This window comes from Mycolicibacterium celeriflavum (assembly GCF_010731795.1).
Classification (GTDB): domain Bacteria; phylum Actinomycetota; class Actinomycetes; order Mycobacteriales; family Mycobacteriaceae; genus Mycobacterium; species Mycobacterium celeriflavum.
Genome location: NZ_AP022591.1, coordinates 935,315 through 949,694 on the forward strand (window position 1 = coordinate 935,315; position 14,380 = coordinate 949,694).

At 66.1% G+C, this 14,380-nt stretch carries 14 protein-coding genes and 1 tRNA gene; 5 read left to right on the top strand and 10 right to left on the bottom strand.

Annotated elements, in window-relative coordinates; all coding sequences use genetic code 11:
* The first annotated feature begins 45 nt into the window (after positions 1-45).
* Positions 46-2,898: an MMPL/RND family transporter gene (locus G6N18_RS04445; protein WP_083004284.1), complete on the top strand. Its 2,853-nt coding sequence runs from the start codon at positions 46-48 to the stop codon at positions 2,896-2,898.
* Here the strand turns inward: G6N18_RS04445 and G6N18_RS04450 are convergent.
* The 4 genes from G6N18_RS04450 to G6N18_RS04465 all read right to left on the bottom strand — a co-directional run bounded on the left by G6N18_RS04450 (position 2,786) and on the right by G6N18_RS04465 (position 6,424).
* Positions 2,786-4,144: an acyltransferase family protein gene (locus tag G6N18_RS04450; protein WP_083004288.1), complete on the bottom strand. Its 1,359-nt coding sequence runs from the start codon at positions 4,142-4,144 to the stop codon at positions 2,786-2,788. The genes G6N18_RS04445 and G6N18_RS04450 overlap by 113 nt on opposite strands.
* Before the next feature lie 44 nt (positions 4,145-4,188).
* Entirely contained in the window at positions 4,189-5,082 is an 894-nt protein-coding gene (locus tag G6N18_RS04455) for a DMT family transporter (protein ID WP_083004292.1), read from the bottom strand.
* Positions 5,079-5,975 carry an SDR family oxidoreductase gene (locus G6N18_RS04460; RefSeq protein ID WP_082949297.1) on the bottom strand — a complete coding sequence of 299 codons (897 nt, stop codon included), beginning with the start codon at positions 5,973-5,975 and terminating at the stop codon, positions 5,079-5,081. The genes G6N18_RS04455 and G6N18_RS04460 overlap by 4 nt, the downstream gene beginning before the upstream one ends.
* Before the next feature lie 113 nt (positions 5,976-6,088).
* Positions 6,089-6,424 carry a hypothetical protein gene (locus G6N18_RS04465; RefSeq protein ID WP_082949302.1) on the bottom strand — a complete coding sequence of 112 codons (336 nt, stop codon included), beginning with the start codon at positions 6,422-6,424 and terminating at the stop codon, positions 6,089-6,091.
* A 203-nt stretch (positions 6,425-6,627) separates the two neighbouring features.
* Between G6N18_RS04465 and G6N18_RS04470 the strand changes: the two genes are divergently transcribed.
* From G6N18_RS04470 to G6N18_RS04485, 4 genes are all read left to right on the top strand, one after another.
* Positions 6,628-6,951: a hypothetical protein gene (locus G6N18_RS04470; protein ID WP_067220136.1), complete on the top strand. Its 324-nt coding sequence runs from the start codon at positions 6,628-6,630 to the stop codon at positions 6,949-6,951.
* A 308-nt stretch (positions 6,952-7,259) separates the two neighbouring features.
* Positions 7,260-7,946, top strand: a complete 687-nt coding sequence (locus G6N18_RS04475; protein ID WP_067220133.1) for a sensor domain-containing protein — start codon at positions 7,260-7,262, stop codon at positions 7,944-7,946.
* 121 nt (positions 7,947-8,067) lie between these two features.
* Positions 8,068-8,144 (top strand) — tRNA-Pro (locus tag G6N18_RS04480).
* A 52-nt stretch (positions 8,145-8,196) separates the two neighbouring features.
* Positions 8,197-8,913 (top strand): PDDEXK-like family protein, encoded by a 717-nt coding sequence (locus G6N18_RS04485; RefSeq protein ID WP_133052468.1) that lies wholly within the window; start codon positions 8,197-8,199, stop codon positions 8,911-8,913.
* On the opposite strand, the gene G6N18_RS04490 is transcribed toward G6N18_RS04485, so the two are convergent.
* From G6N18_RS04490 to scpB, 6 genes are all read right to left on the bottom strand, one after another.
* Positions 8,903-9,814: a sulfite exporter TauE/SafE family protein gene (locus G6N18_RS04490; RefSeq protein ID WP_067220125.1), complete on the bottom strand. Its 912-nt coding sequence runs from the start codon at positions 9,812-9,814 to the stop codon at positions 8,903-8,905. The two genes, G6N18_RS04485 and G6N18_RS04490, sit on opposite strands and share 11 nt — an antisense overlap.
* 226 nt (positions 9,815-10,040) lie before the next feature.
* The gene (locus tag G6N18_RS04495; protein ID WP_067220227.1) at positions 10,041-10,808 is read right to left on the bottom strand and encodes a sulfite exporter TauE/SafE family protein; all 768 of its coding nucleotides are present in this window, start codon (positions 10,806-10,808) and stop codon (positions 10,041-10,043) included.
* An 82-nt stretch (positions 10,809-10,890) separates the two neighbouring features.
* Positions 10,891-12,297, bottom strand: a complete 1,407-nt coding sequence (gene der / locus G6N18_RS04500) for a ribosome biogenesis GTPase Der (RefSeq protein WP_083004299.1) — start codon at positions 12,295-12,297, stop codon at positions 10,891-10,893.
* Complete coding sequence (gene cmk, locus G6N18_RS04505) at positions 12,294-12,965, bottom strand: (d)CMP kinase (protein WP_083004362.1); 672 nt, start codon at positions 12,963-12,965, stop codon at positions 12,294-12,296. The genes der and cmk overlap by 4 nt, the downstream gene beginning before the upstream one ends.
* Positions 12,966-12,973: 8 nt before the next feature.
* Positions 12,974-13,717 carry a pseudouridine synthase gene (locus G6N18_RS04510; protein ID WP_083004302.1) on the bottom strand — a complete coding sequence of 248 codons (744 nt, stop codon included), beginning with the start codon at positions 13,715-13,717 and terminating at the stop codon, positions 12,974-12,976.
* A complete protein-coding gene (gene scpB / locus G6N18_RS04515) occupies positions 13,710-14,348 on the bottom strand; it encodes an SMC-Scp complex subunit ScpB (RefSeq protein WP_234806202.1) in 639 nt (212 codons plus the stop codon). Before scpB ends, G6N18_RS04510 begins: the two co-directional genes overlap by 8 nt.
* Between the last annotated feature and the right edge of the window lie 32 nt (positions 14,349-14,380).

A 14,380-nucleotide genomic window follows, 5' to 3' on the forward strand; every position in this document is an offset into this window, starting at 1 on the left:
CGGGAGGAGCTCCGCCGAGGTGAATTCCTGGTGAGCGCTCCGACCATGCAATCGAGCGAACAGAGCGGGCATTCCCGTCGGTCCCCAGTGGCCAAGTGGATCCGGCGATTGGCCATTCCGATCATCGTCGGCTGGGTCGCGCTCATCGCGGTGCTGAATGTGACCGTGCCGCAACTGGAAGTTGTCGGCCAGATGCAGTCGGTATCCATGAGCCCGTCTGAGGCGCCGTCGGTGATCGCGATGAAGCGCGTCGGCGAGGTATTCGAGGAATTCAAGTCCGACAGCGCAGCGATGATCGTTCTCGAGGGCCAACAGCCGCTGGGTGACGATGCGCGCCGGTACTACAACCATCTGATCGACAGGCTCGAAGCCGACGACGCGCACGTCGAGCACATTCAGGATTTCTGGGGCGACCCGCTGACCGAAGCCGCGGCTGTGAGCGCCGACGGCAAGGCGGTTTACGTCCAGGCGTATCTGGCCGGCAACATGGGCGAGGCGCTGGCCAACGAGTCGGTGGAGGCCGTCAAGAAGATCGTCGACGGCCTTCCGCCGCCGCCCGGTGTGCAGGTGTACGTGACCGGCGGGTCGGCTCTGCTGGCCGACCAGCAGATCGCCAGCGACCGCAGCGTGCGGATCATCGAATTCGTCACGTTCGCGGTCATCATCACGATGCTGCTGCTGGTCTACCGGTCGATCGGCACCATGCTCATCACGCTGGTGATGGTCTTTCTGGCGCTGGCGGCAACTCGCGGTGCGGTTGCGTTCCTGGGCTATCACGAGCTGATCGGCTTGTCGACGTTCGCGACCAACCTTCTCGTCACGCTCGCGATCGCGGCATCGACCGACTATGCGATCTTCCTCATCGGGCGTTATCAGGAGGCGCGCACGATAGGTGAAGACCGTGAGCAGGCCTTCCACACAATGTTCCGCGGCACCGCTCACGTGGTGCTGGGTTCGGGCATGACGATCGCCGGCGCGACCTTCTGTCTCTCGTTCACCCGCCTGCCCTACTTCCAGTCGCTGGGTGTTCCGCTGGCGGTCGGGATGACGATCGCGGTGTTGGTCGCCTTGACATTGGGGCCGGCGATCATCACCGTCGCGAGCCGGTTCGGGCTGGTGGAGCCCAAGCGGGCCATGCGCATTCGCGGTTGGCGGAAAATCGGTGCCGCCATCGTCCGCTGGCCGGGACCGGTCCTGATGGCGACGGTTGCCCTGTCCCTCGTCGGCCTGCTGGCGCTGCCGGGCTACCAGCCGAACTACAACGATCGGCTGTATCTGCCTCCGGACTTACCCGCGAACCAGGGCTTCGCAGCGGCCGAACGACACTTCTCCCCCGCCACGATGAATCCCGAGTTGATGCTCATCGAAACCGACCACGACCTTCGCAACTCGGCGGACTTCCTGGTGATCGACAAGATCGCAAAGGCGATCTTCCGGGTGCCGGGCATTTCACGGGTCCAGGCGATCACCCGCCCCAACGGCAAACCCATTGAGTTCAGCACGATCCCGGCGCAGCTCAGCCTCAGCGGTGTCAACCAGGACTTGAACCGCAAGTACTCGCAGGACCGGATGGCCGACATGCTGGTTCAGGCCGAAGAGATGCAGACCAACATCGACACGATGACCAGAATGATGGCGTTGATGGGCGAGATGAACGCCACAACGCACAGCATGGTCGAGAAGACCCGAACCATGACCGCCCATGTTGTCGAGTTACGGGACCACATCGCCGATCTCGACGACTTTTTGCGCCCGATCCGCAATTACTTCTACTGGGAACCGCACTGCTTCAACATCCCGGTCTGCTCCTCCATGCGGTCGATCTTCGACACGATCGACGGCATGAACCTGATGACCGACAACATCCAGGCACTGCTACCGGACTTGGAGCGGCTCGATGCGCTGATGCCGCAACTGCAGGCGCTGCTGCCCGAGCAGATCGAGTCGATGAAGACGATGCGCACCATGATGCTCACCATGCACTCGAGCCAGGCCGGGATGCAGGACCAGCAGGCTGCGTTGGGCGAGAACCAGGCCGAGATGGGCGACGCGTTCAACGAGGCGTGGAACGACGACACGTTCTATCTGCCGCCGGAGATCTTCGACAACGAAGAGTTCAAGAAGGGGATGGAGAACTTCATCTCGCCGGACGGTCATGCGGTGCGGATGATCATCCAGCACGAGGGCGACCCGCTCAGCGCCGACGGCATCAAACGGATCGACGCGATCAAACTCGCCGCCAAGGAGGCCATCAAAGGCACACCCTGGGAAGGGTCGACGATCTACCTCGGCGGAACCGCTGCGTCGTTCAAGGACATGCAGGAAGGCAACAGCTACGACCTGATGATCGCGGCGATCCTCGCGCTCGCGCTGATCTTCACGATCATGCTGATCATCACACGCAGCCTCGTCGCGGCCGCCGTGATCGTCGGCACCGTGGTGCTGTCCCTCGGCGCGTCCTTCGGCCTGTCGATCCTGGTGTGGCAACACATCCTCGGCATCGAACTGCAGTTCATGGTCATGGCCATGGCCGTGATCATCCTGTTGGCGGTCGGCGCGGACTACAACCTGCTGCTGGTCGCGCGGTTGAAAGAAGAGTTGCCGGCAGGCATCAACACGGCCATCATCCGCGCGATGGGCGGCAGCGGATCAGTGGTGACAGCGGCTGGCCTGGTCTTCGCGTTCACGATGATCTCGATGTCGGTCAGTGCGCTCACGGTGGTGGCGCAGGTCGGGACGACGATCGGCATGGGCCTGCTGTTCGACACCCTGGTGATCCGCGCGTTCATGACACCGTCGATCGCCGCGCTTCTCGGCCGCTGGTTCTGGTGGCCGCAGCGGGTCCGGCCCCGGCCCAAGCCTGTGCCGTGGCCCGCGCCAGCGCAGCCGACGCGGTAAAGCAGCCCAGCATCGTCCACCCCAGCCCTGGAGTGAGGCCGTTCTTGGCCAGGAGCACCAGCGCCACGCCCGCCACCATTGTCAGCACACCGGCGATGGTCGAGCGCGTACCCGTCGCCCGAACGGGTGCGTCCCACCACGGAAGGCGGCGATGCTCGAGCGGCGAGAGCAACCGGAACATCGCGAACATGACGACGGCGAACACGACCGCCCGCAGTGCGAGCAGACTCCAAAAGCCCGCTGCGCCAACGTCGTACGCGTCGAGTCCCACCACGTGCAGGGAGAACGCGGCGATGGCGATCGCCACGATGTGCCAGAGGTACAGCGTCATCGCTCCCCCGTTGCCGATCGCGACGACATACCAGACCCGCGGTCGCTCGGCCCACCGTCGGATCGCGCCCGCGCAGGCGATGAAGACGCACGACATCCAGGTGCAGTGCAACGCCAGCAGCAGCGTGGGCGGCGACACGTTCGAAAGGTTCTCGGTGCCGGTGACGATCAGCGAGATCTCGTACGGTCCGACCATCGCCAGCACTGTCTGCGCGGTGAGCGCGACAGCGGCGACGACGAGCGCCGCGCGCGGCCTGATCAATCGGCGCGCGTAACCGACGCCGAAGGCGACCGGGATCAGCCAGACGACGACAAAGTTCGCGACACCCGCCATCGGGGTTCCGACGGAGATCCGGATCGCGTCCACCGCTGCGGCGGCGATCAGCAGGCAGCCGACGACCCCCGCGACGGCCCGGCCGGTCGACAGGCGGGTCAAGGCCGGCACGAACCCGAGCACGACGAGGTAGACCCCAAGAAACCACAGCAGTGCGACGGATTCGCGGCCGAGGTCCGCGGCGGATTCGGCGCCGAGCGTCCACCGCACCGCGAGCAGTCCGACCGACCAGGCCGCGAGGTACCAGAAGACCGGTCGGCACAGCCGCTGCGCGCGGGCGAACAGCCAGGTGCCCCACGATTTGCCCGCGTGCCAGCCGTATGCGCCCGCGGCGCCGCCGGCCAGGAAGAACAGGGGCATGACCTGCACGAGCCATGTGACCGGGGCGAGCTCGGGAATCTCACCGAGGATGTTTCCGATTCTGACGCCGCCGGCGTCGATGGTTGCCAGCAGCAGCGCGCAATGGCCGAACATGACGACGACGAGCGCGGCCAAGCGGGCGACGTCCACGGCGCGGTCGCGGTCCGGCGGCGTGTCGGCGGCGAGTTTGTCGGCTTCGGACATGGACCTGGTGATCGGCATGCAATCAGGATGCCCGCAGATGCGGCCGGCGGGCTTGAGTAGTACTACGCGAAGCCCGCACGGCGGGTGTCACGCCCGGCGCGGACCGCGACCAGACCGCCGCTGATGACCAGAGCCATGCCGAGATAAGTGAAAATGGTTGGCGCGTAGTGCCAGACGGCCCAGTCGATCACCGCGGTGAACACGATGACCGAGTAGATGAACGGCCCGACCTTCTCGGCGGATGCATATCGGTATGCCATCACGATGAGGATCTGCGAGGCCAACTGCGCGAATCCGAGCCCGATCAGCCACGGCCATACCTCGGCTTCAAGGGGATGCCAGTCGACAGCGGCGATGGGAACCGCCATCAGCGTCGACAGCAGAAAGTAGTAGAACAGCACGCGGGTGATCGGCTCGGTCGCGCCGAGCCAGCGCACCGACATCATTGCCACCGCCAGGCAGCCGGCCCCTGCCAGCGCCATCAGCTCCCCCATACTGAAACTGTGACGCTGAGGTTGCAGCACGAGCACCACGCCGGCGAAGCCCACCGCGGCGCCGATCCACGTCTCTCTCGAAGTTCGTTGCCGGGTAACGGCGGCCGCGATCAGGGGCATCCACAGCGGGGCGCTGTAGGTCAGCGTCGTCGCGTTGGCCAGCGGTATCTGCGTGATCGCGAAGAACAGCGCGTACCAGCAGGCGGTGCCGGCGGCGGCGCGCAGCAGGTGCAGGCCGAACCGGTTGGTGCGCAGCGATCCCCAGCCCTGCCGGTGCGCCACGGGCAGCATGAACATCAGGCAGATCAGGTTCTGGAACAGCAGAAGAACGCCGGTAGAGGTGTATTGGCCGGAGGCCTTCGCGATCGTCCCGACCAGCGCGACACAGAAGAAGGCAGCGGTGGTCAGGGCCGCGCCCAGGATGAGGTTTTCCGCCCGATACCCGGTTGCGGTGATCGTCATCGACGCCGGGACATACGGGCAGTCTCGCGCTCGAAGACGTTGTTGAGGGCGCGGGGGGCGATGAGATCGAGGGCTCGCAACGCGAGGGCCTTGCGCGGGGCGATGCGGATGGGGCGGTTGCGTGCAGCGGTGACCATCCAGTCGGCGGCCTCATCGACCGATAGCGCTGCAAGCCCGGCGTAGGCCCGGGTGGGGGCGATCATCGGGGTGGCGACAAGGGGGTAATACACAGTCGTCGAATGCACACCGCGGTGGCGCCATTCGGTGTCGATCACGCGGCTGACGGCGCTCAGTGCGGCCTTCGAGGCGTTATAGGGTGCGAACAGGGGCGAGGATTCCGGCAGCACGCGCCAGCTGGCGATGTTGATGATGTGGCCGTCACCGCGCTCGATCATTCCCGGCGCCAACCCTCGGATAAGTCGCAGGGGCGCATAGTAATTGAGTTGCATGACGCGTTCGATGTCGTGCCAGCGGTCGAGTGATTCGGCCAACGGCCGGCGAATCGACCGGGCGGCGTTGTTGATGAGTATGTCGATCGGTCCTACCGTGTCGACCAACTCGTCGACGGCATCGAGGTCCGCGAGGTTGGTCGCGACGGCGGTTGCGGATCCGCCAGCAGCGGTGATGCGTTCCACCAAGGCTTCCAACAGATGCCCGCGTCGGGCGACAACGACGAGGACGGCCCCTTCGGTGGCCAACTTGTGCGCGGCGAGTTCGCCGATGCCGGACGAGGCGCCGGTGAGCAGGATGCGCTTACCGCGCAGATCGATCGATGTGCGCGAGCGCTTGTGCGGAAGAGGCCGCATCCCGGCAAGGCGCATGGAACGTTTCACACCGGACAGCAAGGCCGGTCCGCGTGCCGACCGGCCCGGGGCGATCAGGTCGTTCACCATGGGTCGACTCCCCGGCCGCAGCGGCATGCCGACCAGCGCGGCACTTAGCAAAGTTACCTTAAGGAGCGTCAATAAGTGCGCCACCGCCAGATCCCGACTGCGAGGGCAATCGGCTAACGGCCGCAACCTCTGGTGTCGAGCAGCGAGCACCCCAGAATGGGGCCTCGATTATCGGGCGGCGGGTTCGGCCCATCCCAGATCGTCAACGAGACGTTTCCCTGACCCCAGTTGACGGTGTAATACGTGTGGCACACGTTCCAGTCCCAGTTCGGTGGGCCCGGCGAAACGAACGGACCGCCCGGGCCGCCCCGGGGGTCGTCACCCGGGCACCAGGTGTAGGGGCCGGAGGGTGGCGCGGCCTCGGCGGTACCGATCCCGAGTCCGATGCCGGCCGCACCCAAGGCACCGAGCGCCAACGCAGTTGCTGCAGATCGCGCGGCTCGATTCATGATGAACACCTCTCGTCCGGTTGTGGACGTCGCTGATGCGATCAGTAAACGCCGTGAGGGTGCCTACCGGTCCCAACATTGACGCTCGCTCTCGGGAAAGCGATCGATTCCGTTGCGCTACAGCAGTTGGCTCACAATTCGGAGAGAACGAAGTAGCGTAGGCGGTAGGTGAAGGAACACGGATCGCTCGGAGGGGGCAGCCAATGGCAGATCGGGAGGGCGGCCAGTGGAACGTCGCTGCGAAGGAGAACGAGGTTTACCTCGAGCGCGCCTCCAAAGATGGCGAGCGGTTGTTCGACGATTCGCTGGCCCCGCACGAAGCGCGTGAACTCGCCCGACTGCTGACGAAATTCGCGGACAGGCTCGATGAGTCCGGCGGCCGAGGCGAGTCCAGTGAGGACGACAACGACGACGACGACTCCGATGACAACGACGACGACAACAACGACGACTCCGATGATTCGGACGAGTCCGATGAGTCCGGTGAGTCCGGTGAGTCCGATGACAGCCGCCGATCGTCGGACTAGATTCCGTGCGCCACATCGCCGTGATCAACGCAGCCGCACGCTCCCATGGTCCTACGGTGTGAATTGAATCCTGTTGGTTTGAAATGATTCTCGGGCATGCACCAATGAACGGCACCGCTCCAACGAGGCGAGCAACAGCGAAAGACGTACCGATCGTTATCGAACGTCGCACCCATCGTTATGAGAAACACCGCGAATTTCGCGCAGTCGTGGACCGCTTCGTTGCACGATTGGGCTTCAGGCACTGCGATGCAGGGGACGTCGCAGCGCGTTGAACAGTTGGACACGGCTGCCATGGGGAGGAACACATGCGCCAACCAACGACCGCACTCGGTGTTGCGGTGATCTGCATCCTGGTCGCCGGATGCGCCAACTCCGTCGGCAATGCCCAGTCGCCGACAACCACCCGTTCGTTGATTCCGCGTCCGCTCGTCGAGCGTGAGTTGGTCGAGCTGCTGCTCACTCCCGAGCAGGTGAACGCCGCGATGGGTGCGACGGAGATGGCTGTGACCAGTACCCAGACCGCCATGTCCGACAACAGCGCCACCATGGCGCCTCCGGAGTGCCTCGCCATCGACGGCGCGGCAGAGGCCCCGGTCTACGCCAACAGCGGCTTCAGCGCCGAACGCGATCAGAGTTTCAACGACGGCAATGACTTCGCGCACTACGTCAAGCAGGCTGTCGTGCTGTTTCCGCTCGTGGACAAGGCCCGGGCCTTCTTCGACGCGTCCGCCCAGCAGTGGCCGGCGTGCCACGAGTACAGCCACCTCCAGAGCGGTTCAAAATGGTCCGCCGGGCCGATCACGAACGCTGACGAGGTGCTCAGCACCATCGCAACCCAGCACGACGCCGCTGCCCCGGGGTGGGCCTGCGGACGCGCACTGGCGCTCAGAAACAACGTCATCATCGATGTCAACACGTGTAGCGCCAACCCCGCTGACTCGGCGGTCAGGATTGCCAAGCAGATCGGCGAGAACGTAACGGCGCGGTGGTGACAACGTCCGCTGACTTCTTGCCGCAGACGGTGTCCGGACACGACCGGGGATCGCTTCGCGACGAGGCTGAACGCTAAGGTATCGTTCCCTCGCGTCCGTCGAGATGTTTCGGGCGGCAAAACGGGCTGTGGCGCAGTTTGGTAGCGCACTACACTGGGGGTGTAGGGGTCGCAGGTTCAAATCCTGTCAGCCCGACCAAGTGGGATAGCGCAATTAGGGGTCGCGGAGGCGGCGGTACTCGGACGCGCAGTTGATCGAGGCGGTTCGGGCGTCGCACTCCTGGCGCCGGGTCTTGCGAAACCTTGGTCTTTCGGCCACCTCGTCGGCTGCCATGCGTTCGGTCCGATTGCACGCCGACCGACTGGGACTCGACTACAGCCATTTCACCGGCCAGCGACGCTGGACAGACGAACAGTTGGTCACGGCGATTGCATCCGCCAAAAGTTGGACACAAGTTGCGGAACTGCTCGGACTGGTGGGCGGGTCCAGCACGCCGACGATACGGGGCCACGCCGTGCGGCTCGGCCTCGACACTGCGCACCTCACGCCAACGAGGAAGGTGCAGCCGCCAATCGAAGATCTGCGGCCGCAACAAGTCAACCTGGCCCGGGCAGGCTCCCTGTTGGCCGCGGCATGGTTCGAGCTCTGTGGCAGCGCCGTGTCTTGGCCGCTAGAACCGTGTCGCTATGACTTACTCGTGTGGCTGGGAGACACGGCCGAACGAATTCAGGTCAAGACAACCACAGTGAAGCAAGGGGCATCGTGGGCCGTGTGGATCTCCAACACGGGAAAGGAGCGCACGACCTACGATCCGGCCGAGATCGATCGTTTCTTCATCATTGACGGTGACTTCAACTACTACCTCATACCGGTGGTCGCTCTCGGAGGGCTTACTACGATCCAGTTGTCCGCGTATCGCAGCTATCGGCTCGCGCGGTACTCGCCGACTACCGCAATCACTGACTGACGACGGTGACCGACTCGGCGGCCCCTGCCGGTACCGGCTGCGGTCCCCGCCGATACCGCCACGCCACGTAAAGCGCCGTGGCCCAAGCGATGACGATCAGGCTGTAAACCGCGGTCGACCACGGCCAGTGAATACCGAAGTAGTGCACCAGCTTCTGGCTGTTGGTCAACACGATGACGCCGCCGACGGCAGTGCCCAGCAACGCCGGCCTGATCCGGCTGACCAGCCAGGCCGCGAACGGCGCCGCGATGACCCCGCCGACGGCGAGGCCGAGGACCACGGGCAGGTTCTGGACGAACTCTTCGCGCAGACCGATGCCGAACCCCACCGAGGCCGACGCCGCCACCAGGAATTCCGAGGCGCTCACCGAACCGATCACCGTACGCGGCGCCGTTTTGCCCCGCGACAGCAGCGTGCTCGTCGTCACCGGGCCCCACCCGCCGCCACCGGACGCGTCGATGAACCCGCCGAACAAGCCCAGCGGACTGAGGAACTTCGCCGAATGCGGCGTCTCACCGTGGCGCAGCACCGGAGGGTGACGCAGCGAGAATCGCAGCAGCACGTAGGTCCCGATCACCACCAGGATGCCCGCCATCAGCGGGGCCGCGTGCTCGGTCGACAAAGAGGACAGCACTGTCGCGCCGGCGAACGCGCCGATGGCCCCGGGCACGCCGAGCTTCAGCACGATCGGCCAGTCGATGTTCTTGAACCGCCAATGCGACAACCCGGAGGCCAACGTGGTGCCGACCTCGGCCAGGTGCACCGCGGCGCTGGCCTGGGCCGCGCCGAGACCGCTGAGCACCAGCAGCGTCGAGGCGGTGACGCCGAAAGCCATGCCCAGGGCACCGTCGACCAATTGGGCGCCGACCCCGACGAGCGTGAAGATGAGGAGCGAACGCATACGTTCGGCTGCTTTCAGAAGTGGTCACCGGGCTGAGGGCGACCAGACGGACAGTGGGCGCGGGATCAGGTGCGCGCGCGACACCACTCGTCGAAGGCGATGACCCGCCGCGACGGCCAGAACGGCTCCAGCGCGCAGAGGGCAGACGGCGCGGTGCGGAATCGGCGTTCGGCCACCCGGCTCCCCTCTCTGGTCAAGCGGTTCGGCGTAACCTTACCTAACTGGTCTAGACGGACAGCAATCGATACAGCCCGATCATTCCCACGACCAGGATCACGGCCCGCAAGGCGTTGGGCGAAAGCCGGCGTCCGTAGTGCGCGCCGAGGAAGCCACCGATCAACGAACCCGCCGCGATCAGGCCCGCCGCCGGCCAGCTGATCCGGTCGAATGCGACCACGGTGTACGCCGCCGCAGCCACCACGTTGACCACCAATGACAGCAGGTTCTTGGCGGCGTTCATCCGCTGCATGTCCTCGGGCAGCAGGGCGCCCATCGCGGCGATCAGCATGATGCCCTGCGCCGCGGTGAAGTAGCCGCCGTAGATCCCGACGGCGAACGTCGCCACGACGACCGCCGCCAACCTCGACCGCGAGACATGTTCTGCGGATTGTCCGGCCGCCTCGGCTCGCCGCCGCGCATACGCCTGGATCCGCGGACCGACCACCACCAGAACCAGCGCCAGGATCAGCAGCACGGGCACCACCCGCTCAAACACCGTCTCTGGCAGATGCAGCAGTAACCACGCCCCGATTCCGGCGCCCAGGAACGAGGCCGGGATCTGCCAGGCGAGGCGATTCCACTGACCCCGCAATTCGCGGCGGTAACCCCAGGTCCCGGACACGCCACCGGCTACCAGGCCGATGGCGTTCGACATGGTCGACGTGACCGGTGGATAGCCCAGCGCGACCAAGGTCGGAAACGTGATGAGCGTGCCGGAGCCCACGAGAGTGTTGATTGCGCCCGCTCCCAAGCCGGCCAACGCGATCAGGACCATGTCGACGACGGGCACCATGGAAGGCTAATCGCCACGACTTGTGGAGCGGCAGCGGCGCCTACCGCCGCCTAAACTCCACAAATCACCGTGAGCGGGACCCCCGCTTCTCACGCACGCGGACGTTGATGCGGATCGGGCTGCCTTCGAAGCCGAACGTCTCGCGCAGCCGTCGCTCCAGGAACCGCCGGTAGCCGGCCTCCAGGAACCCGGACGTGAACAGCACGAATGTCGGCGGTCGGGCGGTCGCCTGGGTGGCGAACAGGATCCGCGGCTGCTTGCCTCCGCGGACCGGCGGCGGGTGCGCTGCGACGACCTCTTTGAGGAACGTGTTCAGCCGCCCCGTGGACACCCGGGTGTCCCACGACTCCAGAGACTTCTCCAGCGCGGGCACCAGTTTCTGCACCGCGCGCCCGGTCTTGGCCGAGATGTTGACCCGCGGCGCCCACTGCAGTTGCACGAGTTCGCGGTCGATCTCGCGGTCCAGCTGGTAGCGACGGTCTTCGTCGACGAGATCCCACTTGTTGAAGGCCAGCACCAGCGCGCGGCCCGCCTCGATCACCATCGACAACACCCGCTGGTCCTGCTCGGTCAGCGGTTGCGATGCGTCGATCAACACGATCGCCACCTCGGCGGCGTCGATCGCACCGTGCGTGCGCACTGAGGCGTAGAACTCATGCCCGCTGGCCTGCCCGACCTTGCGGCGCAATCCCGCGGTGTCGACGAACCGCCAGAGCTTGCCTTCCATTTCGATCAGCGAGTCGACCGGGTCGACCGTGGTGCCCGCGACGTCGTGGACTACCGACCGCTCGTCACCGGCGAGCCGGTTCAGCAACGAGCTCTTGCCCACATTGGGCTTTCCCACCAACGCAACTCGACGCGGTCCGCCCCCGCCGCCGGCCGCCATCTCCGACACCGCCGGCAGCGACTCGACCACTGCGTCGAGCAGGTCGGCCACGCCGCGACCGTGCATCGCGCTGATCGGATGCGGTTCTCCGAGCCCCAACGACCACAGCGCGGCGGCGTCGGCCTCACCGCGTTCGCTGTCGACCTTGTTCGCCGCCAGGAACACCGGCTTGCCTGAGCGCTGCAGCAGTTTCGCGGCAGCGTCGTCTGCGGTGGTCGCGCCGACCACCGCGTCGACCACGAAGATGATCGCGTCCGCGGTCCGCATCGCAACCGACGCCTGCTCGGCCGCCAACTGCTGCAGGCCTTTCGCGTCGGGCTCCCAGCCTCCGGTGTCCTGCAGCACGAAGCGCCGACCGAGCCACAGCGCGTCATAGGACACCCGATCCCGGGTCACCCCCGGCACGTCCTGCACAACGGCCTCGCGGCGGCCCAGAATCCGGTTCACCAACGTCGACTTGCCGACGTTCGGGCGCCCGACGACGGCGACCACCGGCGGCGGTGCGGCCTCTTCGATCGCTTCCGCGACATCTTCTGCGCCGATCTGCCAGTCAGTTTCATCAGACCAGGTGCCGTCGTCACTCATCGCTGTGCTCCCGCTCGCTCCAACACGAGCCGCTTCAAGTGCTCGATCACCTCAGGTTGTGTCATCGCGCTGGTGTCGACCACCACCGCATCATCGGCGGGACGCAGCGGTGACACCGCCCGTGTCGAGTCCAGGTGGTCGCGCCGCTTGACGTCGGCGAGCACCGCCTCGTAGTCGTCGGCCAGGCCGGCCGCCTTGTTCTGCTCGTTGCGCCGCCGCGCACGCACTTCTGCCGACGCGGTCAGAAAGATCTTGACGTCCGCATCCGGCAGCACCACCGTGCCGATGTCGCGGCCCTCGACGACGACGCTGCCCTCCCCCGCGGCCAGCGCACGCTGCACATCGACCAGTCGGGTGCGCACCGCGGGCACCGCCGACACCGCCGAGACGGCCTTCGTCACCGCGTCACCGCGGATCTCCGTCGAAACATCTTCTCCGTCAAGGTAAGAGCAGTCCTCATCGGGGTCATATCCCACGGCCAGCTCGGCGGCCGCGGCGGTCGCGGCGACGGCATCGGCATCCGCCAGGTCGACGCCTGCGCGCAGCGCGGCCAGCGTGACGATCCGGTACATCGCACCGGTGTCGAGGTAACGCGCGCGCAGGGCGCGCGCCAATCCCCGTGACACCGTTGACTTTCCGGTTCCCGCAGGTCCGTCGACGGCGACCATCAGATCCGTCACAGGCCGACCGCCTTGTACAGCTCGCCGAGCTCCTTTTGCGTCAGCACCCGGATGCTGCCCGGCCGTTGATCGCCCAACGCAACCGTGCCGATCTCGGTCCGCACCAGTTCCTGCACCGGATAGCCGACCGCCGCGAGCATCCGTCGCACGATCCGCTTGCGGCCCTCGTGCAGGGTCACCCGCACCAGCGTCTTGCCGGGAACCTTGTCGACCACCGCGAAATCGTCGACGCGCGCCGGACCGTCGTCGAGCTCGACACCGTTTCGCAGCTCGCGGCCCAACCCACGCGGCACCGTGCCCAGCACGGTGGCCAGGTAGGTCTTGGGCACTTCGAACGACGGGTGCATCAGCCGGTGGGCCAGCTCGCCGTCGTTGGTGAGCAACATCAACCCCTCGGTGTCGGCATCGAGCCGGCCGACGTGAAACAGCTTCTTGTTACCCCGGACCCGGTGCTCGACCAGATCGCCGATGCACGGCCTACCCCGGTCGTCGGACATCGTCGAATGCATGCCCTTGGGTTTGTTGATCGCCAGGTGCACCAGCGTGTCATCGAGCGTCACCCGCGCCCCGTCGACCCGGATCACCGACACCGCCGGATCCACCCGCGTGCCCAACTCGGTGACGACGCGGTCATCGACCTCGACTCGGCCGTCCCTGATCATCTTCTCGGCGACCCGGCGCGATGCAATTCCGGCCTGCGACAGCACTTTCTGCAGCCGCACGCCGTCGGGTTCAGCCATTCGTATCGGTGTCCACGTCGAAGGACAGCGGCTGCTCGGGCGCCGGGGCACCGCTGAGTTTGATGAAACGCGGGTCCTCGTCGAGGGTTTCACTGAGGTCGTCGATCACGTCGACGTCGGGCAGCAGCGGTGCGATGTCGGGCAGATCGGCCAGCGACGACAGCCCCAACCGCTCGAGGAACAGTTCGGTGGTCGCGAACGTCACTGCGCCCGAGTCGGGATCGGTGCCCGCCTCGGTGATCAGGCCACGCGCCATCAGCGTGCGCATCACCGCGTCGACGTTGACGCCCCGCACCGCACTCACCCGGGCGCGGGTCACCGGCTGCCGGTAGGCGACCACGGCCAGTGTCTCCAGCGCCGCGCGGGTCAGCTTGGAGCGCGCGCCGTCGAGCAGCAGTCGCTCCACGTATGGCGCGTAGCGCGACCGCGTGTACATCCGCCAGCCACCGCCCGCCTCGCGCAGGTCGATGCCGCTGTCGCGGTCGGCGAACTCCTGGGCCATCGCGGCCAGTTTGGCCGCCACCCGGTACGGCGGCTGCTCGACCACCGAGGCGAGTTGTTCGACGGTCGCCGGGGTGTCGACCACCAGCAGCAGCGCCTCGAGCACCGCGCCCAGTTCCGAGTCCTCCATCTCGGGTGGCTCGGCGACGTCGATGCCCAGGC